The organism is Mycobacterium sp. SMC-18, from assembly GCF_045310895.1.
Lineage (GTDB): Bacteria > Actinomycetota > Actinomycetes > Mycobacteriales > Mycobacteriaceae > Mycobacterium.
The window spans coordinates 132,826-152,693 of sequence record NZ_JBJIAL010000001.1; the positions used below are offsets into that span (position 1 = coordinate 132,826).

The window sequence follows — 19,868 nt, forward strand, 5'->3', positions numbered from 1 at the left end:
GCGCAGGAGATTCAACTTTGGAGGTACGGATGTCTGACGCCACAACAGCGCCCATCGCTGTTCCCGTCCTGTTTGTCACCGAGCCGATCGTCCTGCCGGGCATGGTCGTGCCCATCGAACTCGATGAGGCCGCACGTGCCGCGGTCGACGCGGCCCAGGCCGCCGCAGCCGCCGGCGAGGCCGGGAAGCTGCTGATCGCGCCCCGCCTCGACGACCGCTACCCCACCCACGGCGTCCTGGCGTCGATCGTCCAGGTCGGCCGCGTGCCCAGTGGCGGAACCGCCGCCGTCGTCCGCGGTGAGCGGCGCGCACACATCGGGTCCGGCACATCCGGCCCGGGCAGTGCGCTGTGGGTCCTGGTCGACGAGATCACCGAGACCGCTGCGACCGACGAAACCCGCACCCTGGCAGCCGAATACAAGAAACTGCTGCTGGCGATCCTGCAGCGCCGCGAAGCGTGGCAGATCGTCGACGCCGTCAACCAGATCAGCGAACCGTCGGCACTGGCCGACACCGCGGGTTACGCGTCCTACCTGACCGACGTGCAGAAGCGCGAGCTGCTGGAGACCTCAGATGTGAGTCGTCGCCTCCACCTGCTGATCGAGTGGACGGGCGAGCACTTGGCCGAGGTCGAGGTGAACGACAAGATCGCCGAGGACGTCCGCGCCGGAATGGACAAGCGGCAGAAGGAATTCCTGCTGCGCCAGCAGCTCGACGCCATCCGCAAGGAGTTGGGCGAGCTGGACGGTAGCGCCGGCGCCGAGGAGCCCGCGGACTACCGCACCCGCATCGAGGCCGCCGATCTGCCCGAGAAGGTGCGCGAGGCGGCGCTGCGCGAGGTCGGCAAGCTGGAACGGTCCAGCGAGCAGACCCCCGAGGGCGGCTGGATCCGGACCTGGCTGGACACCGTGCTGGAACTGCCGTGGAACGAGCGCACCGAGGATTCGACGGATCTGACGGCCGCCCGGGAGATTCTGGACGCCGACCACCATGGGCTGGACGACGTGAAGGACCGCATCGTCGAGTACCTGGCGGTGCGGGCCCGCCGCGCCCAGCGCGGCTTGGCCGTCGTCGGCGGTCGTGGCTCGGGCGCCGTCATGGTGCTGGCCGGCCCTCCCGGTGTCGGCAAGACGTCGCTGGGTGAGTCGGTGGCACGCGCCCTGGGCCGCAAGTTCGTCCGCGTCGCCCTGGGCGGTGTGCGCGACGAGGCCGAGATCCGTGGCCACCGGCGCACCTACGTCGGCGCGCTGCCGGGCCGCATCGTGCGGGCCATCGGCGAGGCCGGCTCCATGAATCCCGTTGTGCTGCTGGACGAGATCGACAAGGTGGGCTCGGACTACCGCGGCGATCCGGCGGCCGCACTGCTGGAGGTGCTGGACCCGGCGCAGAACCACACGTTCCGCGATCACTACCTGGATCTGGATCTGGACCTGTCCGATGTGGTGTTCCTGGCGACGGCCAACGTCATCGAGAACATCCCCAGCGCGCTGCTGGACCGCATGGAGCTGGTGCAGATCGACGGCTACACCGAGGACGACAAGGTTGCCATCGCCCGCGACTACCTGCTGCCCCGGCAGGCCGAACGGGCGGCGTTGACCACCGACGAGGTGACGGTGACGGACGCGGCGCTGCGCAAGATCGCCGCGGACTACACGCGCGAACCGGGTGTGCGGCAGTTCGAGCGACTGCTGGCGAAGGCGCTGCGGAAGGTCACCACGCGGCTGGCGTCGGGTGTTGACGCGGTCACGGTTGATGAACCGGATCTGGTCGAGTACCTGGGCCGTCCGCGATTCATGCCGGAGTCTGCGGAGCGCACCGCGGTGCCCGGCGTGGCGACCGGCCTGGCCGTCACCGGCATGGGTGGCGACGTCCTCTACATCGAGGCCGGATCCAACGATGGCGAACCGGGTCTGCAACTGACCGGTCAGCTGGGCGACGTGATGAAGGAGTCGGCGCAGATCGCGCTGTCCTACGTCCGGTCACACGCGGCGGAGCTGGATGTCGATCCAAAGGCGCTGGATCGCCGCATCCACGTCCACGTGCCCGCGGGCGCGGTGCCCAAGGACGGTCCGTCCGCGGGTGTGACGATGGTGACCGCGCTGGTCTCCATGGCCACCGGACGGCAGGTGCGGTCCGATGTCGGGATGACGGGCGAGGTCACGCTGAACGGGCGGGTGCTGCCCATCGGCGGGGTCAAGCAGAAGCTGATGGCAGCCCAACGTGCCGGGCTGACAACGGTTTTCATCCCGTCACGCAACGAACCGGACCTGGACGACGTGCCGGCCGAGGTCTTGGACGCACTCGATGTGCGGCCCATGACTGACGTCGCCGACATCATCGCCCAGGCGCTGGAGCCGGCCGCTGAGGTCACGGCGGCGGCGTAACCCCAACGCGCAGGCCCAAATGTTCCTGTTCACCTCATGGTGGTGGGACATTTGGGCCTGCTCGCGTTAGATGGGCACATGCCCAACTTCAACCAAGTGAAACGGCGTGTGGTCCACACCGTCCAGCGTCGCCTCGTCAACCCGGTGGGCCGGCAGTTGCCGGTGACCATGCTGGAAACCATCGGCCGCAAGTCCGGCGAGCCACGCCACACCGCGATCGGCGGCCGGGTGATCGACGGCGCGTTCTGGCTGGTGTCCGAGCACGGCGACCACGCCGATTTCGTCCGCAACATCAAGGCGAATCCCGCTGTGCGCGTGCGCATCAACGGTGAGTGGCGCAGCGGCACCGCGCACCTGGTCCCCGACGACGACCCGGTCGAGCGGCGCGGCAACTCCCCCAGCTGAACAGCGCCGTGGTGCGGGTGATGGGCACCGACCTGCTGTCGGTCCGCGTCGACCTGGACTGAGACTCAGGCGATGTCGGCCGACGGCGGTTCGTCGGCCAGATGGATCGCACGGTGCTCGATGAGTTCGTGGATGCGGTCGGGCCCCAGCCGGGCCCGGAAGTCCTTGACGGTGTAGCCGACGACGACCCCGTCGGTGAGGGCGCGTACCGTCGCCGTGCGCGGAATCCCGAACAGCGGCCCGATCTCGCCGAAGTACTCGCCGGGGCCGGCGGTGAACAGCAGCATCGTCTCGCCGTCGGGCATCTCGCGCGTGATCTCGAACCGGCCCGACCTGACGACGTAGATCAGGTCACCGATCGTCGTCTGCTCGAACACGAGGTCGCCCGCGTCGAGCTCGAAGACCTCGGGCTCACGCTCGGTACTGGCGACCGTCGGGACGAGTTCGATGACGCGGTCGGCCAGCGGCAGCATGCGGCTGTCATGCGTGGCGACCACCACGACGCGATCGTCGGCGAGTTCCCGGATGAGCCGCAGCACCTCTTCGACCTGGATGAAATCCAGGTGCGCAGTCGGCTCGTCGGCCAGGATCAGCGGCGGATCCAGCGCGATGGCGCGGGCCACCGCGACGCGCTGCTGCTGTCCGCCCGACATGTCACCGGGGCGGTGCGTCATCCGGTGCGACAGGCCGACCCGGTCCAGCAGTTCCGCGGCGCGCTGACGGGCCGCGCCGCGGCTCATCCCCGCGGCACGCATCGGCACCATGACGTTCTCGGCGGCAGTGAGGCTGGGCACCAGATTGAACGCCTGGAACACGATGCCGACGGTGTTGCGGCGGTAGTCGGTCAGCGCCTTGGGTCCGAGTCTGGTGACGTCGATACCGTCGAACAGGATCTCACCCGAAGTGGGTTTGAGGATTCCGCCCATGCACGACAGCAGCGTCGTCTTCCCACAACCGCTGGGCCCCAGCAGGATCGCGAGCGAACCGGCCGACAGCTCCAGTTCGAAATTGTCGATGGGCCTGACTTTGTCGGCGCCCTTGCCGTACTCCACCACCAGGTCACGAATCTGTAAGCCGCTCATGGTCTATGGCCCCCCGAATGCCATCGCCGGATCTATCGTCACCGCTCTCCGCATGCCCGCCAGGCTGGCGATCAGCCCGATCGTGATGGCCACGACCGGCAGCAACAGGTACGCACCCGCCGGGACGTCGACGCGCATCGGGAACATCGGCCCGAGCACCATCGCCAGCAGCACGCCGATCGCCGCGGAGAACACGGCGATGAAAACGGCCTGCATCGCCAGCCCGGCCATCATCGACTTCGTCTTCACCCCAACGGCTTTGAACACCGCGAAGTCGCGGGTGCGTTCCATCGCGGACATGTAGATGAACATGCCGATGATCGTCGCGGCCACCACCCACAGCAGGACAGCCATGATGCTGATGGCGTCCACCGCGACCTTCAACGGCCGCATCATGTCGTCGATGGCGCCACGGCGGTCCACCAGCCGGTAGCCGTCGAGCGCCTTGGCCGGATTGCCGCGGATACCCACCGACGCGATGACGGGCTGACCGCCGTACACCAGGCGCTGCGCCCCCACGGTTGTCAGGAACAGATTCGGCTGCTGCGCCAGCACCGTGGAGTTGTTGACGATCCCCACGACCTGCAAGTTGTGGGAGGCGATGTGCATCTGGTCACCGATCTTGCGGCCCAGCGTCGACGACACCGCGATCTCGTCGGGCGTGGCGGGCGGGCGGCCCTGCGACATCGCCGGCATGCCGGGCCCGCCCGTGGGTGCGCCGAACAGATTCATGGTGCGCGGCGTTCCGTTGTCGAGGGCCGTGGTCCCCGCGTAGACGACCGCCGCGGCCGCCTGCACGCCCGGAAGCCGCTGTGCGCGTTCGACTTCGGTCTGCGCGAACGGCGACGAACCCAGGAACGGCCCGGCCGCCCCGTTCTGGATCATGAAGTAGTCGATGCCCAGTGAGTTGACGGTACTGCTGGCCTCCACCCGGAATCCGTTGGCCAGCCCGGTGAGCACCAGCGTCATCGCGAACACGAAGGAAGTGCCGACGACCGCGATGAGAAATCGACGGCGCCGCCACTGCAGGTCCCGTAACGCCGCGATCAGCACGTGTGGAATCTAACGTGTTCGCTGACCGTGCAGCGGCAAGATAGCCAAAGCCGACGGCTTCTTGGTGCAGACTGACGGCATGGCCTATGACGAGGATCTGGCCAACCGGATCCGTGAATTACTCGGCACGGTCCGCGGCATCGAGGAGAAGCGGATGTTCGGCGGGCTGGCGTTCCTGCTGAACGGCCACATGTCCGTGGCCGCAAGTCACGACAGTGGCCTGCTGGTGCGGGTTGCGCCCGACGACAGCGAGAAGTTGCTGGGACGCGCGCACGTCGGGCTGATGGTGATGGGCGGCCGCGAGATGCGCGGTTGGCTGCGCGTCGCGCCCGACGGCCTGAAAACCAAACGCCAGCTGCAGACCTGGGTCGACCGCGGCGTCGATTACGCGGGCACCCTGCCACCGAAGTAGCGTTTGCGCTCCGCGCCGTTGGGTATGCGGGGGTTATGGCACGGGATCGGCAGATCGTCGCGCGGCTGCTCGACGCAGCCGGTACGACGTATGCCGAAGAAGCCGGGATCACGCTCCGCGACAAGCCGATGCCACTGTTCAAGCTGCTGTCACTGTGCATGCTCGCGAGCAAGCCCATCGCCACGGAAACCGCGGTCGCCGCGGCGCGAGAATTGTTCCGCGCGGGGCTGCGCACGCCGGCCGCGGTACTCGAGGCCGACCGCGGCAAGATGATCAAGGCATTCGGGCGCGTCGGTTACGCCAGATACGACGAGAGCTCGGCGACCCGGATGACCCGCATCGCCACCCGGGTCAACGACGAGTACGGCGGCGACCTGCGCAACCTCCGGATCCGGGCCCACCACGATGTGAAGGCCGCGGCCAAGGCCCTGCAGGGGTTCGACGGTATCGGCCGGACGGGCGCCGACATCTTCCTGCGCGAGATCCAGGACGTCTGGACTTGGGCGCAACCATATTTCGACGATCGCGCGCTCGCCGCCGCCAAGGACCTGGGCCTGCCGACGGACGCCCGGAAGCTCAGCAGTCTCGCCCCGAACCGGAATGCCCGGCTGGCGGCGGCACTCGTGCGCGCTTCGCTCGACGACAGCGTGCGCCAACGTATCGAAACCTAGCTTCGCAACCACGAATTCAGATCGATGAAGGGAATCTCGAATGGCCGGCTCACCCACTTTTGTGATCATCGGCGGCGGGCTGGCGGGCGCCAAAGCCGCGGAAGCCCTGCGCGGCAAGGGTTTTGACGGACAGGTGGTGTTGTTCGGCGCCGAAGAACGGCTCCCCTACGAGCGTCCCCCGCTCTCCAAGGAATACATGGCCGGCAAGAAGACCGTCGAAGAGTTCACGGTGCAGCCGCAGAGCTGGTACGCCGAGCACGACGTCGATCTGAAACTCGGCACCGAGGTCACGACGCTCGATCGAACGGCGCACATGGTGGCCTTCAACTCCGGCGACCACGAGCACTACGACAAGTTGTTGCTGGCCACCGGATCCCGCTCCCGCAAGCCTCCGATCCCGGGGTCCGACGCCGACGGCGTGTACTACCTGCGCACCGTCGACGACGCCACCGAGCTGCTGGCCCAATTCACCGAAGGCCGGCGGCTGGCGATAATCGGAGCCGGCTGGATCGGGCTCGAAGTCGCGGCCAGTGCCCGCGGACTCGGCGCCGACGTGACGGTGGTGGAAACCGCCGCGCTGCCGCTGCAGGCCTCCCTCGGCAAGGAAGCCGGTGAGGTGTTCGTCGGGCTGCACCGGGACCACGGCGTCGATCTGCGCTTGGGCACCACGGTCGACGAGATCACCACCGCTGACCACAAAGCGACGGGGCTGCGGCTCGGCGATGGATCCACCGTCGAGGCGGACGCGGTACTGGTCGCCGTCGGCGCCGAGCCGAACGTCGAGTTCGCGGAACGCTCCGGGCTGGTGATCGCCGACGGCGGCGTCGCGGTCGATGAATCCCTCAAGACCAGCGATGACGACATCTACGCCGTCGGCGACATCGCGGCGGCCGAGCATCCGCTGTTCGGCGTCCCCATCCGTACCGAACACTGGGCCAACGCGCTCAAGCAGCCGGCGGTAGCTGTCGACGGAATGCTCGGCACGCCAGGCACTTACGACGAATTGCCGTACTTCTTCACCGACCAGTTCGACCTCGGCATGGAATATGTGGGATACGCGCCGCAGTACCAGATGGCCATCACGCGCGGCGATCTCGGGACGCGCGAGTTCACGATGTTCTGGCTCGACGGCGGCCACCGCGTGCTCGCCGGCATGAACGTCAACATCTGGGAAGGCCTCGACGACATCAAGCAGCTCATCCGGTCTCGACGGCCGGTCGATGTCGGGGCGCTCGCCGATCCGTCGGTTTCGCTGGCCACGTTGGCCGGATAGCGCGTCGCCGTTTTTGTCGGGCCCCTCTGGTTTGATGGTGTCATGTCCAGCACCGCAACGGCTTTCGATGTTGAGTCGTCGCCGTGCGAGCGCATGGATGCGTTCTTCGCGGAGATCGGTGAGCTGACCGGTCAGCGCAACGCGATCGACGCACGGCTGGTGCAGATTGCCGCCGAGATCGACCGTGACGGGCTCTGGGGTGCCACCGGTGCCCGGTCGATGGCGTCGATGATGGCGTGGAAAACCGGTGTGTCGCCGCGTAATGCGGAAGTGATGGTGGCGGTGGCGCACCGGCTGGAGGAGTTCCCGCGCTGCGCTGAGGCGATGCGTGCGGGCCGGTTGTCGCTGGATCAGGTCGGGGTGGTCGCCGAGCATGCCGGCGAGGGTTCTGATGAGCATTACGCGCAGTTCGCCGAATCCGCCACGGTCACGCAGTTGCGGACTGCGGTGAAACTGGAACCGCGCCCCGAGCCCGAGCCGGAATCGAAGCCCGAGGCGCCGCGGTCGATCGCCAAGACCAGCCACGACGACGGCTCGGTCACGTACAAGATCCGGCTGCCGAAGTTGGAGGCGGCGAAGTTCGATGCGGCGATGGCGTCGCATCAGGATGCGTTGGTGGCGGACTGGAAACGCGACCACGAAGACCCCGAAGGGGAAGTGTCGGAGCAGGCACCGCCGTTCCCGAACGGTGTGGATGCGTTCATGAGTGTGGTCGAGGCCGGCTGGGACGCCGACGTGGCACGGCGGCCGCACGGGCAGCGCACCACCGTCGTGGCGCACATGGACCTCGAACAGCGCACGGCCGCCTTGCATCTGGGGTCGGTGCTCACCGATGAGGAACGCCGGCTGCTGTTGTGCGACGCCACGTGCGAGGTGTGGCTCGAGAAACATGGTCAGCCGATCGGGGCCGGGCGCAGCACCCGCACCATCAGTCGTCGGTTGCGTCGCGCGCTGGAGCATCGCGACCGCTGCTGTCGGGTCCCCGGGTGCGGGGCCACCCGCGGCTTGCACGCGCATCACATCATTCATTGGGAGAACGGCGGGGAAACCGAGCTGCACAACCTGGTGCTGGTGTGCCCGTATCACCACCGGATGCATCACCAGCGGGTCATCACCATCACCGGTCCGGCCGATCGGCTGGTCGTCACCGATGCCGCGGGCCGACAACTGGACGGTGGATCCCTTGCGCGGCCACCCACCACAGCCCGCCCTGATGTGCCGCCGTGCCCCGGACCGACCGGGGAACGCGCCCAATGGTGGTGGTACCAACCCTTCGAACCACCACCCACACCGTCGACCAACTAGACGGGCCACCCGCGCCACCTAGCATCGGTAAATCGGTGAGGATCGAGACCTCACAAATGCCGACGACGGAGCGTCTACTGGGTGTGAAAGCCAAACCGCCCTTCGAGACCGTGGTGCGTGACCATGGCACGACGGTCTTTCGGGTCTGTTGCGCCATCGTCGGCGCACACGACGCCGACGACGCCTGGTCGGAGACGTTCCTGGCGGCCCTCAAGGCCTATCCCGAGCTGCCGGCGGATGCGAATCTCGAGGCCTGGCTGGTGACCATCGCGCACCACAAGGCCATCGACATCACCAGAACCCGGACACGCCGGCCCATCCCCACTGACGTCGTACCCGAGCCGGCATCTCGGCGCGACGTCCGCGACAGCGCGGCCATCGAAGTCGATCTCGCGGTCGCCGTCGATGCACTCCCACCCAAACAGAAGCACGCCGTCGCGTACCACTACCTCGCGGGACTGCCCTACAACGAGATCGCCGAGATTCTCGGCGGCACCGCCGCGGCCGCACGCCGCGCCGCCAGCGACGGCATCGCCACGCTACGACGCACCTATCGCGCCGAACTCATCGGAGTGACGGCGCCCGGGAAAAGAGACACCCATGAATAACGGCGAAATCATCACCGGCGACCTGGCACGCATGACCGACATCGGCCCGGACCGGTTGGCCGAATTGCACGACCGGCTGGCCGCGGCCGCCCAGCGCGACGGCGTCCTCGACGTCGCCTACCGCATCGTCGACAGTCCCGTCGGTCCGCTGCTGCTGGCGGCGACCGAACAGGGCCTCATCCGTGTCGCCTACGCCATCGAAGACCATGACACCGTCCTGCAGCAGCTCGCCGACAAGGTGAGCCCGCGCATCCTGCGGGCACCGGCCCGGCTCGACGCGGTCGCCCGTGAACTCGACGAGTACTTCACCCGGACCCGCCGAACCTTCGACGTACCGCTGGATTGGCGGCTGGCCGCCGGATTCCGCGCCGCGGTGCTGCACCACCTGCCGGAGATCGGCTACGGGCAGACGGCCAGCTATGCCGCTGTCGCCGCGCTGGCCGGCAGCCCCAGGGCGGTCCGCGCCGTCGGCACCGCCTGCGCGAAAAACCCACTGCCCGTGGTCGTTCCGTGCCACCGCGTGGTCCGCAGCGACGGTGCGATGGGCGGCTACCTCGGCGGTCCGGAAGCCAAGCGCCTCCTACTGGACCTGGAGGCCGCGGCATGAGCGTCTGGCAGCAGCGTGTCGCCGCCACCGACTGGGGAGCCGTCCGCACCGAGCTCGAGACCGTCGGCGGCGCGCTGACCGGACCTCTCGTCACGCCGGCCGAGGCCGCCGAGCTGGCGGCGATCTACCCCGACGCGAGCCGATTCCGCTCGACCATCGACATGGCCCGCTACCGGTTCGGCGAAGGCCAGTACCGCTATTTTCACCGGCCCTACCCGGAGATCGTCACCGAGCTCAAGTACGCGCTGTACCCGCGGCTGCTGCCGATCGCCCGCGACTGGTGGACGCGGCTGCGCCGCGATCCGCCGTGGCCCGACAGTTTCGACGACTGGCTGGACACCTGCCACCGGGCCGGGCAGACGCGCACCACCGCACTGTTGCTCAAGTACGGCGCCGGCGGCTGGTGCGCCCTGCACCAGGATCTGTACGGGGACTTGGTCTTTCCGCTGCAGGTCGTCATCAATCTGACCCGGCCGGAGGTCGACTACACCGGCGGCGAATTCCTGCTGTACGAGCAGCGGCCCCGCGCGCAGTCGCGTGGCTCGGCGATCTCCATCCCGTTCGGACACGGACTGGTCATCACCACGCGCGAACGGCCGGTGGCATCGAAACGCGGGTGGGCCGTCGGCCCTGTGCGCCATGGTGTTTCGACGCTGCGCTCGGGAAACCGGATGACCCTCGGCCTGATCTTCCACGACGCCGCCTGAGCATGTACACGCTCATCGATGCGCAGGGCCGCACCTACGTCAGCGCGACGCCGGGGCGCCTGGGCGGCCATCGGCGCAACAAGCTCTACGGCAGGCTGGACTGCCCGTCGGCGCTGCGGGCCATTGCCAAGGGCGGCTACGTGACCCATCGGGTGTTCTTCGCCGATGAGACCGCTGCCGTCGCTGCCGGATACCGCCCCTGCGCGGTGTGCCTCCCCGAGACGTACCGGCGGTGGAAGGACCGTCATTGATCCTCGCGCGACACATCGATCCGGCAGTGGGTCGCCGCCAACCGATGTGACCTGGGTCCTTGGCGCCCGTCGGTACACTCGCCAAAGATGATCGACGCCTCGGCAGCCGCCGCTGCACCATGCCTACCGACCGGCTCACCAGCCGTGCGGCACCCGCGCGTCTACATCGACGTGGCCGTGGTGGTGGCCGTTCTGGTCGCGACCAACCTGCTGGCCCACTTCACGACCCCCTGGGCGAACATCGTCGTCGTGCCCCTCGCGGCGCTCGGGCTGGTGGCCCTGGTCCGTAAACGGGGCCTCGGGTGGACCGAGCTGGGACTCGGCCGCGCGCACTGGCGGACCGGCATGCGCTACGCGCTCGGCGCCATTCTGCTTGTCGGGTCGGTGATCGCCGTCGGCGTCCTGCTGCCCTGGACCCGCCCGATGTTCCTCAACAACCACTACGCGACGATCTCCGGCGCCCTGCTCGCGTCGATGATCGTCATTCCGCTGCAGACCGTCATCCCCGAGGAACTGGCCTTCCGCGGCGTACTGCACGGCACGCTCGACCGGGCCTGGGGATTCCGCGGCGTCGCCGCCGCCGGCTCACTGTTGTTCGGCCTCTGGCACATCGCCACCTCGTTGGGCCTGACCAGCAGCAACGTCGGATTCACCCGCGTGCTCGGCGGCGGGGTGGCCGGCATGATCGCCGGCGTCGCGATGGCCGTCGTCGCGACCGCGGCCGCGGGATTCGTCTTCACCTGGCTGCGGCGTCGGTCCGGAAGCCTGCTTGCGCCGATCGCGCTGCACTGGTCGCTCAACGGCATGGGCGCACTCGCCGCGGCCGCCGTCTGGCACTTCAGCTAGGCCTCCCGCCCCGCGACTGGCCCCCGAACCGTCACCAGATTGCTGCGTTTCAGACGTGTTTGTCGTGCTCCGAACCGGGCTAGCCTCGAGATGTATCAGTCAATCGAAAGGTCATGACAATGATGCACATCGTCTGGTTGATTCTTCTCGGCCTCGTCGTCGGAGCCATCGCCCGGTTCGTCGTACCCGGTAAGGACGACATGGGGTGGATCCTCACGTGCGTGCTGGGTATCGCAGGTGGTTATGTCGGCGGCACGCTGAGCAGTGTCGTCTACGCACCGCACAAGCTCGATTTCCGCCCGCCGATCGAGCACTCGTTCTGGGGTGCGCTGGTCGGCGCGGTGATCCTCGTCCTGCTCTACCGCTTCGTGAAGTCGAAGAGTTCTACGTAGAACTCGACACAAAGAATCGAGGACCGCGCCCGGTTGGGCACGGTCCTCGATTCTTTTGAGCGACTATCCGGCGGGGGCCATCTCCGGCGGCGCGTTCGTCACCGGCACCGGCACGCCGACCATCGGGTGGGCCGGATCGGCAGGCTTGGGCGGGGCGTTCGGGTCGACCGGAGGTGGCGGCGGCGGGTTCCACGGGCGGATCGACTGGGCCAGCGTCACCGCTGCGGCCTTGTCGACCGGGTGGTTGCCCGAACCCAGCCACACGACGAACCACCGCTGCGGGTTGCGCTGGCTGCGAATGGTGGCGTCCGGCGGCGGGTTGCCGACGACGCCCGCCCAGATCTGGCCGTTGGGCTTGCCCGTATCGGTGAACTTGACCTCGTAGAACGACGCCGCGCCCGGCAGCGTCCCGGCGGTGAGCGCCGTGGTCTCCTGGCCGACGCGGGTGCCCGGGAAGGGCATGAAGAACTCGCCCATGTCCGAGGCCAACCGGTTGGCGGCCTTGCCGTTGTCGGATTCGGCACCGGCGAACAGCTTGAGGTCCAGACGACCCAGCAGCACGCTGGTGTCACTCGGGGCCTGCTCCGAACCCGCGGCCGGGGCCTTGGTCAGCAGCGCCTGGCCGTAGGACAGCTGCGTGGCATCGGCGATCTTCCAGCCTTGCGGCACAACGTAACTGAAGCCACCGGCGTCGTTGTTGACGCGTCCGGGCTCGGGCGCGGGCGCCGGAGCTGCCGCAGGTGCGGCGGGCGCGGCTCCCGGTGCGGCCGGAGCTGCCGGCGCACCCGGCGCGGCCGATGGCGGCGGCGCGGCGTTGGGATCAGCCGGAGGTGCGGCCGGGTCCGGCGCGGGCGGCGGCGGGGCCCACGGCGGCGGTGCCGGCGCGTCGACCGGAGGCGCCGGTTCCCCAGCCGGGGCGGGTGCCGGAGCTGGAGCCGGGGCGGGCGCAGGAGCTGGCGGCACCGGGTCGGCATACGAGATCGCGCTCGGCAGCGCGATGGCCGCGGCCGCCGCGCCTGCCACAGCAGCAGTCAGGGATTTCGGAAGGCGTTTGCGGGCACTTGTCCGCGCATCCGGGTGTCGCATGGGGACGAAAATACAGTGTTACCGGCGTGACGCAAGTGCGAGTTGCGGCTAATTCTCCGGCGAGTCGGTTAGCTCGCTTCCGGCATCCGGACAGACCACGGCGATATCGGTCCGTTGCTGAGGCGTCGCGCCGCCCCGATGCGGCCCGGGACGGGCCGGGCGTGCCGTCAGGCGGGCCGAATCGCCACGTCCCGCGGATCGACGCCGAAGTACACCTGCTCCCCCGGAATCAGCCGGAGACCTGCCGCCGCCTCCGCGCTGATATCGGCCGCCAGACCTCCACCGCCGTCGTCCGTCGCCTCGGCGCGGACGCGGATGACGGGGCCGCGGTGATCCAGTTCCGCGACGCCAACCGCGACGACGTTGACGTCGGCCGCCGGCACCTCACGGGACACCGACACCGCCGCCGGAGCGAACACCGCGATCGCCGGATCGCCCGGCGTCACCTCTGGCCCCCATACACCGCGCCACGTCTGCCCCGCGGCCAGCAGGGAACCTCCGTCCGCGCCCGCGTGCCCGCTGACCAGATTCACGCCCGCGAACCGCGCCCCGAAGGTCGTCCGCGGTGCGGTCAGCACGTCGGCGACGGCGCCTGATTCGACGATGCGGCCGCCCTCGATGACCGCCACCCGGTCCGCCAACGTGACGACGTCCAGCACGTCGTGGCTGACCAGCACCGAGCTGCGTCCGTCCGTCGCCAGGACACCGCGCAGCAGCCGGCGCATCGCCGATGCCGCCGCGACGTCGAGGCCGGACAGCGGTTCGTCGAGCAGCAGCACGTCGGGTTCCGCGGCCAGCGCCCGGGCCAGCGCGACCCGTTGCGCCTGACCACCCGACAGTTGTCCCGGCCGGCGATCGGCCAGTTCGGTGGCACCCACCTCACCGAGCCAGCGTGCGGCCGTCCGCCGCGCCTCGGCATGTACGCCCCGGCGACGGTGCTGACGGGCCCGGGGCCCGAATGCCACGTTGCCCGCGACCGTCAGATGGGGAAACAGCGCCGGGTCCTGCAGCAGCAGGCCGACCCGCCGGTTGTGCACCGCGACATGCCGGCCGGCCGCCGTGTCCGTCAGTCGGCGCCCGCCCACTGTGACGGAGCCCGCGTCGGGCCGCAGCAGGCCCGCGATCACGTGCAGCACACTCGATTTCCCCGCGCCATTGGGCCCGACGACGGCCAGCACCTCGCCGGCCGCGACATCGAACTCCACGTCGATGCCCCGGTCTTCGACGACCGCGCGCACCGCGAGACCGCCCGTCACGGCCGGGCCTCCGCCTCGAACGGCCCGCGACCGAACCGCGCGCCGCCCGTCACGAGCACCACGATGGCCGCGACCACCACCAGCACCAGCGACAATGCCACGGCGGCATCGGCGTCGGCCTCGCGCTGCAGATAGATCTCCAGCGGCAGCGTCCGCGTCACGCCCTCGCGGGAACCGGCGAACGTCAGCGTGGCGCCGAACTCGCCCAGCGACCGCGCGAACGCCAGGACCGAGCCCGACACCAGACCCGGGGCCAGCATCGGCAGCGTGACCCGGCGCCACACCGTGGTCGGTCGGGCGCCCAGCGTGGCCGCGACCGCCTCGTACTGTGACCCGGCCGTACGGGCCGCGCCTTCCAGGGCGATCACCAGGAACGGCAGGGAGACGAACGTCTGCGCCAGCACGACCGCCGTCGTCGAGAAGGCGATGTGCACACCCGCCGCGTCCAGGTACCTGCCGATCAGCCCCAGCCGGCCGAAGGCGTACAACAGCGCGATACCGCCGACGACCGGCGGCAACACCAACGGCAGCAGGATCAGTGGGCGGGTCCAGCGCACCACCCGGGAGCCGCTGCGCGCCAGGACCAGCGCCATCGGCACACCCAGCACCACGCAGAGCACGGTGCTGGCCGCGGCGGTCTTGAGACTCAGGGCCAGCGCGGTCACCGACGAGTCGCTGCTGATGAGCTCCAGGAATCGCGACCAGTCGACCTTCGCCGCGACCGCGATCAGCGGGAGGACGACGAACACCGCACCCAGAGCCGCCGGGACGTAGATCCAGCGCGGCAGCCCGGGGTTCAAGGCTGTGCGAACCCGAACTGCGCCAGGGTCTGGCGGCCCGTGTCACTCGTGACCAGGTCGACGAACCGCTGGGCAGCCGAGGCGTCGGCCGCCGACTTCAGCACCCCGATCGGGTAGATGTTCACCGCCGACGCCGCCTGCGGGAACTCGACCGTGGCCACATTGTCGCCCGCCGACTTGGCGTCGGTCTGATAGACGAGCCCCGCGTCGGCCTGGCCGCTGGTGACCTTGTTCAGCACGTCGGTCACCGACGTCTCCTCACTGACCGGCTTGAGTTCGACGCCGACGATCTTCTCGGCCTTCCGCGTCGCCGTGCCGCACGGCACCTGACGGGCACACACCACGACGTTCAGTCCGGGCCGGGCCAGATCACCGAAGTTGCCCACATGCTTGGGGTTTCCCGGCGGGGTCACGATGACGAGCGTGTTGGCGGCGAAGTTCACCGGGGTGCCCGCGAGCAACCCGGCCTTGGCCGCCTTGGTCATGTTGTTGGCGTCGGCCGAGGCGAACACATCGGCCTTCGCGCCCTGCGTCAGCTGTTCGACCAACGACGACGAGCCCGCGAAGTTGAACTGCACGTCCGCGCCCGGGTTCTCCTTCTTGTAGCGGTCGGCGAGCGCGGTGAATGCCTGCTTCAGGGACGCCGCCGCGTACACGTTGACGACGGGGCCCGAGGTCTTGTGCTCCGAACCGCATCCGGACAACGCTCCGACTCCGCCGAGCAGGACCGATACCGCCACAGCGCGCATCAACTTGCGCATGAGCCACATGCGCAAAACCCTAGGGGTCATTCCTCCGCGTGGCGAGTTTCGTCAGCTAGCTACTGTCCAGTAACATGGCGGCAACCGCGTTCAGCGTTGCACACGAGGAGGCCCTGTTCATGGACGTTCTGGTCACCGGAGGCGATACCGATCTCGGCCGCGTCATCGCCGCGGGATTCCGCGACGCCGGGCACAACGTCACCATCGCCGGCGCCCGCCGCGACGAGCTCGAAGTGGCCGCCAAGGAACTCGAAGTCGAGTCGATCGTGCTGGACAACACCGACGGCGCCGCGCTGGAGCAGATGCGCGACAAGCTGCCGCAGCACCTCGACACCATCGTGAACGTCCCGGCTCCCGCCTGGTCCGCCGGCGACCCGCGCACCTACACCCTGGCCGAGCGCGCCGCCGTATGGCGCAACACGCTCGACTCCTCGCTGCTGTCGGCCGTCCTGACCGTCCAGATCCTCGGCGACCAGATGCGTTCGGGCGGTGCCATCGTGACCGTCGTGCCGGAGTGCCCCAAGGACGGCACCGCCGACGCCGCGATCAAGGCGGCCGTGTCGAACTGGACCGCCGGCCAGGCCGAGCACTTCGGCGTCCGCGGCATCACGATCAACGTGGTCGCCGCCGGCCGCGGCTCGGAAGCGGGCTACGACGGCGTCGAGACCGGCGGTGCGACCGTCGGGTCCGAGCTGACCAAGCTCGCGCTCTTCCTGACCACGCCCGCAGCCCGCCACATCACCGGCGAGACGCTGCACGTGAGCGCCGGTGCGCTCGCAACCTTCGCCTGATCCGGATTTATTCCCGTTTCGCCCGGGCTTCGCGCCCGGCGAAACGCAGGACGCGACAAGGTGGTTGGTGACTAGGGTCGAATCGTGACGATTCGATTCGCTCTCCAGATTCCCAACTTCTCCTACGGCACCGGCGTCAGCGAGCTGTACCCGACCGTCGTCGCCCAGGCGCGGGAGGCCGAGGCCGCCGGCTTCGACTCCGTCTTCGTGATGGACCACTTCTATCAGCTGCCGATGATCGGCACCCCCGATCAGCCGATGCTCGAGGCGTACACCGCGCTCGGTGGCCTCGCGGCCGCGACCCAGAAGGTGCAGCTGGGCACCATGGTCACCGGCAACACCTACCGCAATCCGACGCTGCTGGCCAAGGCCATCACCACGCTCGACGTCATGAGCCAGGGCCGCGCGATCCTCGGCATCGGCACCGGCTGGTTCGAGCTCGAGCACGAGCAGCTCGGATTCGACTTCGGCACCTTCACCGACCGGTTCAACCGCCTGAACGAGTCACTGCAGATCGTGCTGCCGATGCTCAAGGGCGAGCGCCCGACCTTCAGCGGCCAGTACTACCGCACCGTCGAAGCCATGGCCAACCCCCGCTACCGCGACCACATCCCCCTGCTGATCGGCGGCCGCGGCGAGAAGAAGACCATCCCGCTGGCGGCACGGCACTTCGACCACCTGAACATCATCGGCGGCTTCGAAGAGCTGCCCCACAAGCTGGGCGTCGTCCGCGACGCTTGCGAGAAGATCGACCGCGACCCGGCGACCCTCGAAACCAGCATGCTGCTCACCGCGCTCATCGACGACCGGGCGACTCCCGCCGCGATCCCCGAGGCCAACCGCCAGAACATGGTCGCCGGCAGCGCCGAAAGCGTCGCCGAACAATTGAAGGCCAAGGTGTTCGACGTCGGCGTCGACGGCGTCATCATCAACATCCCGACGCAGGTCACGGGCTACGTACCCGGCGTCATCGCCGCACTCGGAGCTGCCCTGCATTCGGTGATCGGCGCCTAGCCGGGCCCGGTGGGGCATCTCACTGCATTGATCGATTCAGCTGCGACTAGCCTGTGTATGTAAACAGTCTTGTAGTAGTACGTCGAGGAGCCCCTCAACATGGTCCACCCCGGAGCTACGGCAACGGATCGCCACAAGGTCGTCATCATCGGTTCGGGCTTCGGTGGCCTGTCCAGTGCCAAAGCCCTCAAGCACGCTGATGTCGACATCAAGCTGATCGCCCGTACCACGCACCACCTGTTCCAGCCGCTGCTGTACCAGGTGGCCACGGGCATCATCTCCGAAGGTGAGATCGCCCCGCCCACCCGGCTGATCCTGCGCAAGCAGAAGAACGCCCAGGTGCTGCTCGGCGACGTGACGCACATCGACCTGGAGAACCAGACCGTCGACTCGATCCTGCTGGGGCACACCTACAGCACGCCGTACGACAGCCTGATCATCGCCGCCGGTGCCGGTCAGTCCTACTTCGGCAACGACCACTTCGCCGAGTGGGCGCCGGGCATGAAGACCATCGACGACGCGCTCGAACTGCGCGGCCGCATCCTCGGTGCGTTCGAGCAGGCCGAGCGGTCCAGCGACCCCGAGCGCCGCAAGAAGCTGCTGACCTTCGTGGTCGTCGGCGCCGGCCCGACCGGTGTGGAGATGGCCGGGCAGATCCAGGAGCTGTCGGACCAGACCCTCAAGGGCAGTTTCCGGCACATCGACCCGACCGAGGCCAAGGTCATCCTGCTCGACGCCGCGCCGGCGGTGCTGCCGCCCATGGGCGAGAAGCTGGGTCTGAAGGCCAAGAACCGGCTCGAGAAGATGGGCGTCGAGATTCAGCTCAACGCGATGGTCACCGACGTCGACCGCAACGGCATCACCGTCAAGGACAAGGACGGCACCATCCGGCGCATCGAGTCGGCCTGCAAGGTGTGGTCCGCCGGTGTGCAGGCCAGCCCGCTCGGTCGCGACCTGGCCAACCAGTCGGACACCGAGATCGACCGGGCCGGCCGCGTCAAGGTGAATCCGGACCTGTCGATCCCGGGCCACCCGAACGTTTTCGTCGTCGGTGACATGGCCTTCGTCGAGGGCGTCCCGGGCATGGCGCAGGGCGCGATCCAGGGCGGCAAGCACGTCGCCGCGATCCTGAAGAACGAGGCCAAGGCCCGCGCGCACGGCACCAAGCCCAAGCCGCGCGAACCGTTCTCGTACTTCGACAAGGGCTCGATGGCCACGGTCTCCAAGTGGAACGCCGTCGCCCAGATTCCGCTCGGCGAGAAGGCCAAGCTGGAATTCGGCGGCTTCATCGCCTGGCTGGCGTGGCTGGGGCTGCACCTGATCTACCTCGTGGGCTTCAAGACCAAGATCGCCACGCTGCTGTCGTGGACGGTGACGTTCATGAGCCGCCAGCGCGGTCAGCTGACCATCACCGAGCAGCAGGCCTACGCCCGCACCCGCATCGGCGAACTCGAGGAGATCGCATCATCTGTTCAAGCCACACCCGACCCGGTGGCTTCCTGAACTAAAGCCTTGGTCCCTGCCACGCCGACAGGCAACCCCCGTCGGCCAGGGGCATGACCACCTGATCTCGGCGTGATTCGTACCCATCGGCGGTACGGATCACGCCGAGATCGCTTTCTGGGTAACAGAATTCGCTGACATACGCGCGCGGAGCGGCGATCTCGTCGTCACTGACGGCGCCGGCGCCGAGTTCGACGCGGTGCCGCACCACCGGCAGCGCCTCGTGGTCGACGTGCAGTGTGCCCTCCCAGAAGCCGTGCTGCTCGCCGGTCCGTCCGACCTGTACGCGTTCGCGCAGCCGCACCCGGCCCGTCTCGGCGATCTGCAGTCGCGTCGTGGCCCGGTGGCTGCTGCCGCCCGCGACGACGGTCGGCTCCGGATCCAGGTCGAGTTCCCCGGCCACTTCGAGATCCCAGGCCGAGCGTGACTGCGCCGTCATCGCACCGGGCAGCACCACCATGGCAGCCACGCTGCGCACCCGCAGCCGGGCACCGGCCTCGACGATGACGCGCACGTCGATGGTGTCACCGCCCAATGGTGTTGCGGCCGTGGACACCAGGTGGACGGCGTCGGGGGCGGTGCGGCGCGCGGCCACACCGCCGACGCATTCGATGCGCGGGCCCCGGCCGGGGGTCGCGACGATCAGAACCTGGGTGTGCAT

21 protein-coding genes and 1 pseudogene are annotated in these 19,868 nt (G+C 68.7%); 15 read left to right on the forward strand and 7 right to left on the reverse strand.

The annotated features are described in order from the left end of the window. The first annotated feature begins 29 nt into the window (after positions 1 to 29). The gene (gene lon, locus ACJH6J_RS00665; protein WP_406803395.1) at positions 30 to 2,384 is read left to right on the forward strand and encodes an endopeptidase La; all 2,355 of its coding nucleotides are present in this window, start codon (positions 30 to 32) and stop codon (positions 2,382 to 2,384) included. 78 nt (positions 2,385 to 2,462) lie between these two features. Continuing rightward, positions 2,463 to 2,851: pseudogene (locus ACJH6J_RS00670) on the forward strand (nitroreductase/quinone reductase family protein). Between the two features lie 3 nt (positions 2,852 to 2,854). On the opposite strand, the gene ACJH6J_RS00675 reads toward ACJH6J_RS00670, so the two are convergent. Both ACJH6J_RS00675 and ACJH6J_RS00680 read right to left on the reverse strand, forming a co-directional pair. Continuing rightward, positions 2,855 to 3,871, reverse strand: a complete 1,017-nt coding sequence (locus ACJH6J_RS00675; protein ID WP_064857614.1) for an ATP-binding cassette domain-containing protein — start codon at positions 3,869 to 3,871, stop codon at positions 2,855 to 2,857. A gap of 3 nt (positions 3,872 to 3,874) precedes the next feature. Continuing rightward, entirely contained in the window at positions 3,875 to 4,924 is a 1,050-nt protein-coding gene (locus ACJH6J_RS00680) for an ABC transporter permease (RefSeq protein WP_064857615.1), read from the reverse strand. A 79-nt stretch (positions 4,925 to 5,003) separates the two neighbouring features. Here ACJH6J_RS00680 and ACJH6J_RS00685 point away from each other — a divergent pair, with 79 nt between their 5' ends. The 10 genes from ACJH6J_RS00685 (at position 5,004) to ACJH6J_RS00730 (ending at position 11,996) form a co-directional block, all read left to right on the forward strand. Next, positions 5,004 to 5,336: a TfoX/Sxy family protein gene (locus ACJH6J_RS00685; RefSeq protein WP_064857616.1), complete on the forward strand. Its 333-nt coding sequence runs from the start codon at positions 5,004 to 5,006 to the stop codon at positions 5,334 to 5,336. A gap of 35 nt (positions 5,337 to 5,371) precedes the next feature. Continuing rightward, positions 5,372 to 6,007, forward strand: a complete 636-nt coding sequence (locus ACJH6J_RS00690) for a hypothetical protein (protein ID WP_064857617.1) — start codon at positions 5,372 to 5,374, stop codon at positions 6,005 to 6,007. A 40-nt stretch (positions 6,008 to 6,047) separates the two neighbouring features. Then, positions 6,048 to 7,280, forward strand: coding sequence for an NAD(P)/FAD-dependent oxidoreductase (locus tag ACJH6J_RS00695; protein WP_135355731.1), 1,233 nt, complete (start codon positions 6,048 to 6,050; stop codon positions 7,278 to 7,280). 42 nt (positions 7,281 to 7,322) lie between these two features. After that, positions 7,323 to 8,585, forward strand: a complete 1,263-nt coding sequence (locus ACJH6J_RS00700) for an HNH endonuclease signature motif containing protein (RefSeq protein WP_406803396.1) — start codon at positions 7,323 to 7,325, stop codon at positions 8,583 to 8,585. Between the two features lie 56 nt (positions 8,586 to 8,641). After that, positions 8,642 to 9,193: an RNA polymerase sigma factor gene (locus tag ACJH6J_RS00705; protein WP_406803397.1), complete on the forward strand. Its 552-nt coding sequence runs from the start codon at positions 8,642 to 8,644 to the stop codon at positions 9,191 to 9,193. Between the two features lie 31 nt (positions 9,194 to 9,224). Further along, positions 9,225 to 9,800 carry a methylated-DNA--[protein]-cysteine S-methyltransferase gene (locus ACJH6J_RS00710; RefSeq protein ID WP_212814793.1) on the forward strand — a complete coding sequence of 192 codons (576 nt, stop codon included), beginning with the start codon at positions 9,225 to 9,227 and terminating at the stop codon, positions 9,798 to 9,800. Then, positions 9,797 to 10,507: a 2OG-Fe(II) oxygenase gene (locus tag ACJH6J_RS00715; protein ID WP_212814431.1), complete on the forward strand. Its 711-nt coding sequence runs from the start codon at positions 9,797 to 9,799 to the stop codon at positions 10,505 to 10,507. The genes ACJH6J_RS00710 and ACJH6J_RS00715 overlap by 4 nt, the downstream gene beginning before the upstream one ends. Before the next feature lie 2 nt (positions 10,508 to 10,509). Then, positions 10,510 to 10,758: an Ada metal-binding domain-containing protein gene (locus ACJH6J_RS00720; protein WP_406801474.1), complete on the forward strand. Its 249-nt coding sequence runs from the start codon at positions 10,510 to 10,512 to the stop codon at positions 10,756 to 10,758. A gap of 87 nt (positions 10,759 to 10,845) precedes the next feature. Then, positions 10,846 to 11,604 (forward strand): CPBP family intramembrane glutamic endopeptidase, encoded by a 759-nt coding sequence (locus tag ACJH6J_RS00725; protein WP_212814427.1) that lies wholly within the window; start codon positions 10,846 to 10,848, stop codon positions 11,602 to 11,604. Between the two features lie 119 nt (positions 11,605 to 11,723). Then, a complete protein-coding gene (locus ACJH6J_RS00730; protein WP_020100188.1) occupies positions 11,724 to 11,996 on the forward strand; it encodes a GlsB/YeaQ/YmgE family stress response membrane protein in 273 nt (90 codons plus the stop codon). Positions 11,997 to 12,059: 63 nt separating this feature from the next. Here ACJH6J_RS00730 and ACJH6J_RS00735 read toward each other — a convergent pair whose 3' ends face one another. The 4 genes from ACJH6J_RS00735 to modA form a co-directional block, all read right to left on the reverse strand. After that, positions 12,060 to 13,082, reverse strand: coding sequence for an APA family fibronectin-binding glycoprotein (locus ACJH6J_RS00735; protein ID WP_213020320.1), 1,023 nt, complete (start codon positions 13,080 to 13,082; stop codon positions 12,060 to 12,062). A 167-nt stretch (positions 13,083 to 13,249) separates the two neighbouring features. Then, a complete protein-coding gene (locus ACJH6J_RS00740; RefSeq protein ID WP_212814425.1) occupies positions 13,250 to 14,338 on the reverse strand; it encodes a sulfate/molybdate ABC transporter ATP-binding protein in 1,089 nt (362 codons plus the stop codon). Then, positions 14,335 to 15,138, reverse strand: a complete 804-nt coding sequence (locus ACJH6J_RS00745; RefSeq protein WP_212814423.1) for an ABC transporter permease — start codon at positions 15,136 to 15,138, stop codon at positions 14,335 to 14,337. Before ACJH6J_RS00745 ends, ACJH6J_RS00740 begins: the two co-directional genes overlap by 4 nt. Next, positions 15,135 to 15,899, reverse strand: a complete 765-nt coding sequence (gene modA / locus ACJH6J_RS00750) for a molybdate ABC transporter substrate-binding protein (RefSeq protein ID WP_212814792.1) — start codon at positions 15,897 to 15,899, stop codon at positions 15,135 to 15,137. Before modA ends, ACJH6J_RS00745 begins: the two co-directional genes overlap by 4 nt. Positions 15,900 to 16,018: 119 nt before the next feature. Between modA and ACJH6J_RS00755 the strand changes: the two genes are divergently transcribed. From ACJH6J_RS00755 to ACJH6J_RS00765, 3 genes are all read left to right on the forward strand, one after another. Further along, the gene (locus tag ACJH6J_RS00755) at positions 16,019 to 16,690 is read left to right on the forward strand and encodes an SDR family oxidoreductase (protein WP_212814791.1); all 672 of its coding nucleotides are present in this window, start codon (positions 16,019 to 16,021) and stop codon (positions 16,688 to 16,690) included. 84 nt (positions 16,691 to 16,774) lie between these two features. Further along, positions 16,775 to 17,704, forward strand: coding sequence for an LLM class F420-dependent oxidoreductase (locus ACJH6J_RS00760; RefSeq protein ID WP_212814421.1), 930 nt, complete (start codon positions 16,775 to 16,777; stop codon positions 17,702 to 17,704). Between the two features lie 99 nt (positions 17,705 to 17,803). Next, complete coding sequence (locus ACJH6J_RS00765; RefSeq protein WP_212814419.1) at positions 17,804 to 19,207, forward strand: NAD(P)/FAD-dependent oxidoreductase; 1,404 nt, start codon at positions 17,804 to 17,806, stop codon at positions 19,205 to 19,207. 1 nt (position 19,208) lies between these two features. Here ACJH6J_RS00765 and ACJH6J_RS00770 read toward each other — a convergent pair whose 3' ends face one another. After that, the gene (locus ACJH6J_RS00770; RefSeq protein ID WP_212814417.1) at positions 19,209 to 19,868 is read right to left on the reverse strand and encodes an urease accessory protein UreD; all 660 of its coding nucleotides are present in this window, start codon (positions 19,866 to 19,868) and stop codon (positions 19,209 to 19,211) included.

Coding starts and splice junctions, on each gene's coding strand:
- lon (WP_406803395.1), top strand. CDS start 30: ATGTCTGACGCCACAACAGCGCCCATCGCTGTTCCCGTCCTGTTTGTC.
- ACJH6J_RS00675 (WP_064857614.1), bottom strand. CDS start 3,871: ATGAGCGGCTTACAGATTCGTGACCTGGTGGTGGAGTACGGCAAGGGC.
- ACJH6J_RS00685 (WP_064857616.1), top strand. CDS start 5,004: ATGGCCTATGACGAGGATCTGGCCAACCGGATCCGTGAATTACTCGGC.
- ACJH6J_RS00690 (WP_064857617.1), top strand. CDS start 5,372: ATGGCACGGGATCGGCAGATCGTCGCGCGGCTGCTCGACGCAGCCGGT.
- ACJH6J_RS00695 (WP_135355731.1), top strand. CDS start 6,048: ATGGCCGGCTCACCCACTTTTGTGATCATCGGCGGCGGGCTGGCGGGC.
- ACJH6J_RS00700 (WP_406803396.1), top strand. CDS start 7,323: ATGTCCAGCACCGCAACGGCTTTCGATGTTGAGTCGTCGCCGTGCGAG.
- ACJH6J_RS00705 (WP_406803397.1), top strand. CDS start 8,642: ATGCCGACGACGGAGCGTCTACTGGGTGTGAAAGCCAAACCGCCCTTC.
- ACJH6J_RS00710 (WP_212814793.1), top strand. CDS start 9,225: ATGACCGACATCGGCCCGGACCGGTTGGCCGAATTGCACGACCGGCTG.
- ACJH6J_RS00715 (WP_212814431.1), top strand. CDS start 9,797: ATGAGCGTCTGGCAGCAGCGTGTCGCCGCCACCGACTGGGGAGCCGTC.
- ACJH6J_RS00720 (WP_406801474.1), top strand. CDS start 10,510: ATGTACACGCTCATCGATGCGCAGGGCCGCACCTACGTCAGCGCGACG.
- ACJH6J_RS00725 (WP_212814427.1), top strand. CDS start 10,846: ATGATCGACGCCTCGGCAGCCGCCGCTGCACCATGCCTACCGACCGGC.
- ACJH6J_RS00730 (WP_020100188.1), top strand. CDS start 11,724: ATGATGCACATCGTCTGGTTGATTCTTCTCGGCCTCGTCGTCGGAGCC.
- ACJH6J_RS00735 (WP_213020320.1), bottom strand. CDS start 13,082: ATGCGACACCCGGATGCGCGGACAAGTGCCCGCAAACGCCTTCCGAAA.
- modA (WP_212814792.1), bottom strand. CDS start 15,899: ATGCGCAAGTTGATGCGCGCTGTGGCGGTATCGGTCCTGCTCGGCGGA.
- ACJH6J_RS00755 (WP_212814791.1), top strand. CDS start 16,019: ATGGACGTTCTGGTCACCGGAGGCGATACCGATCTCGGCCGCGTCATC.
- ACJH6J_RS00765 (WP_212814419.1), top strand. CDS start 17,804: ATGGTCCACCCCGGAGCTACGGCAACGGATCGCCACAAGGTCGTCATC.
- ACJH6J_RS00770 (WP_212814417.1), bottom strand. CDS start 19,868: ATGCACACCCAGGTTCTGATCGTCGCGACCCCCGGCCGGGGCCCGCGC.